Annotated in this window: 2 protein-coding genes; one reads left to right on the plus strand and one right to left on the minus strand. The window is 36.8% G+C overall.

The window, feature by feature from the left end; all coding sequences use genetic code 11:
* The coding region (locus RR554_RS11715) for an N-acetyltransferase (RefSeq protein ID WP_332468099.1) at positions 1-371 on the minus strand (371 nt) is incomplete at its 3' end.
* Between the two features lie 293 nt (positions 372-664).
* Between RR554_RS11715 and RR554_RS11720 the strand changes: the two genes are divergently transcribed.
* On the plus strand, positions 665-3132 hold a 2468-nt coding region (locus RR554_RS11720), incomplete at its 3' end, for a cation-translocating P-type ATPase (RefSeq protein ID WP_332468100.1).

A 3132-nucleotide genomic window follows, 5' to 3' on the forward strand; every position in this document is an offset into this window, starting at 1 on the left:
ATATTTTTCTCATTAACCGCTAAAACTATTTCGTTGATGTGAGGAAAATTTACCCTAACAAAATCAGCAAGTAAACCCAAAGCTTCTTTTGCGAAACCTTTTTTTATATGATGTGAATCAGTTGAAAAGCTTCGAAGTAACATACTATTTAGATTATCTGTATAAAGTGTTTTGTCTTCACCTTCGTCTAGAACAAAAAAAGTAACTAGTTCATTATTATCAGAGAAAGCTAAAATAGAATGAAAGGAAGGCTTCTCTTTGGATATTGCAATACAGTCTTTTGGAATACCAGTATAATAAGTCATTTCCTCAGTCAAGAAGTAATTATTAATGTTTGTTTTATAGCTATCACTGTACTCTATTAATTTCATAGTAACATCTCCTTTTATTCATATAGTAGCATGTTTAAGTTACCAGCACGAGTGTTTAAAAAGGGGAGAGTTTATTAGTTGCTTTCTTTAAAAGAGTTTGATATTATCATCTTACAATTTTATTTCTTGAGGGAGTAACCAGCAGTATCAACTGCGCTAATGCCAACAGTAAGTCAACGATTTTGTTTTCTGGTATTAGATGAAATGGTGAGACTTAAGACAAGTCAACACTTGTCTTAAGTCTCTTTTTGTTTTTTCTGGTGACTTTTAAAAGAAGAAGGGAAGGAATTTGATTGGAAAATAAAACGTATCAAAAAAGTATTCAGGACACACTGGCTGGGGTGAATAGTCAGACAGAAGGAATTCAGCAAAGCGAAGCTAAAAAAAGATTAGAGGAAAATGGATTTAATCAATTAAAAGAGGCCCCTAAGAAATCTAGTTTTGTCTTATTTTTAGAAACATTTAAGGACGCTATGGTGGTTGTGTTACTTATTGTAGCGGTGATTCAAATGTTAATGGGTGCTCATATTGAATCAATTGTTATCTTTGCCGTTCTTTTACTTAATTCTGTAGTAAGTGTGATTCAGACCAAAAAAGCAGAAGGTTCTCTTGATGCGTTAAAAAGTTTATCCGCTCCCGATGCGAAAGTGATTCGTGATGGTAAGGAAACAATTATTTTAGCTAAAGAATTAGTTGTTGGTGATGTGGTTCTTTTAGAAGCTGGTGATTATGTTCCAGCTGATGGCCGCTTAATTGAGGCAGGTTCACTTAAAGTAGATGAAGGAATGTTAACAGGTGAATCTGTTCCTGTTGAAAAAAACTTAGAGACAATTTCACGTGTTGTTCCAATTGGGGACCAAGGAAATATGGTCTTTAGTGGAACAATTGTTACTTATGGACGTGGTATTTTCGTTGTAACAGCAACGGGAAATAACACAGAAATCGGCCAAGTTGCAGGTTTGTTAGAAAATACAAGTGAACAAAAAACGCCGTTGCAGCGTGGGCTAGATGCATTTAGTAAAAGATTAAGTCTTGCAATATTGATTTTATCTGTCGTTATTTTAGGTGTTCAAGTTGCTCGATTAATGATAAGTGGTGGGTTTGGCGATATGACTCAGGATTTACTTAATGCTTTTATGTTTGCCGTAGCTGTAGCAGTGGCTGCTATTCCAGAGGCCCTTCAATCAATTGTTACGATTGTGTTGTCTATTGGAACGAAACAAATGGCAAGTCAACATGCCATTATTCGTCAATTACCAGCAGTCGAAACGTTAGGATCAACGAGTGTTGTTTGTACGGATAAAACAGGGACGTTAACACAAAATAAAATGACAGTTGTTGATCATTATTTACCAAATAGACAAACAGGGGAAATATCAGACAATCCGGCAAATTGGTCAATGGATGTGAATCGTTTAATGACTATCAGTTTGCTAGCTAATGATGCAGCAATTACTGAAAATAATGAAAAAATTGGTGACCCAACAGAAATTGCTTTTCTTGATTACAGTGAATCGCTTAATCAATCTTACCGAGAGGTTCGAGATAGTTATCCCCGCCTACAAGAATTGCCTTTTGATTCAGACCGTAAGTTAATGTCAACACTTCACTTAGTTGATAATGAGCATTTACTATTAACAAAAGGTGGCCCTGACATTGTTTTAGCTCGTAGTAGTAAAGCGTTGATTGATGGCAAAGTTATTCCGATGACTGCGGATTTACTAGCAACTATTCAACAAGAAAATGAAGCTTTCTCTAATCGGGCACTGCGTGTTTTGGCTTTTGCTTATCGCCCGCTAGAAAATCGTGAGTTAGAGTTAGATGATGAAGATGATTTGATTTTTGTTGGTTTAATGGCGATGATTGACCCTCCAAGGGAACAAGTGGCACAGGCTGTGTCGGACGCAAGAAATGCTGGTATTAAAACGGTGATGATTACAGGAGATCATAAAACAACAGCTGTTGCGATTGCTAAAGAAATCGGAATTTCAACAGAGGGTGATATGGCATTAACAGGGACAGAATTAGATGCTTTATCAGAAGTAGAATTAAAAGAAAAATTAGAGAAAATCACTGTGTATGCACGTGTTTCTCCTGAAAATAAAATCCGTATTGTTCGTGCGTGGCAAGAAAAAGGCCACGTATCAGCTATGACAGGTGACGGGGTAAATGATGCACCGGCGTTGAAACAAGCAGATATTGGTATTGCTATGGGCACAGGAACGGATGTGGCAAAAGATGCGTCAGCCATGATTTTGACAGATGACAATTTTGCTTCAATCATTAGTGCGGTAAAAGTTGGCCGTAAAGTTTTTGATAATATCAAAAAGGCTATTTCTTATTTATTTGCTGGAAACTTAGGCGCGATTATTGCGATTCTCTTTGCTCTAGTGATGGGGTGGGATAACCCGTTTACAGCCTTGCAGTTACTATTTATCAATTTAGTTAATGATTCATTACCAGCAATTGCTTTAGGAATGGAAAAGGAAGAACCAACGATCATGAAGCGTTCACCACGTGATCCAAATGCAGGTATTTTCTCAGGTAGTACATTAACATCCGTTACTTATCGAGGCATTTTAATTGCTATTGCGGTGATTATTGGTCAAGCAATTGGCATGAGTCAATCAGGAGAATTAGGCGTTGCAATGGCTTTTTCAACTCTTATTTGGAGTAGAACGCTCCAAACCTTACCAGCTAAATCAGATAGCCAAACAGCTCTAAAAGCTGGTTTGTTTTCAAATCCAATGGTTTTAGTGGC

This window comes from Vagococcus sp. (genome assembly GCF_036639995.1).
Lineage (GTDB): Bacteria > Bacillota > Bacilli > Lactobacillales > Vagococcaceae > Vagococcus.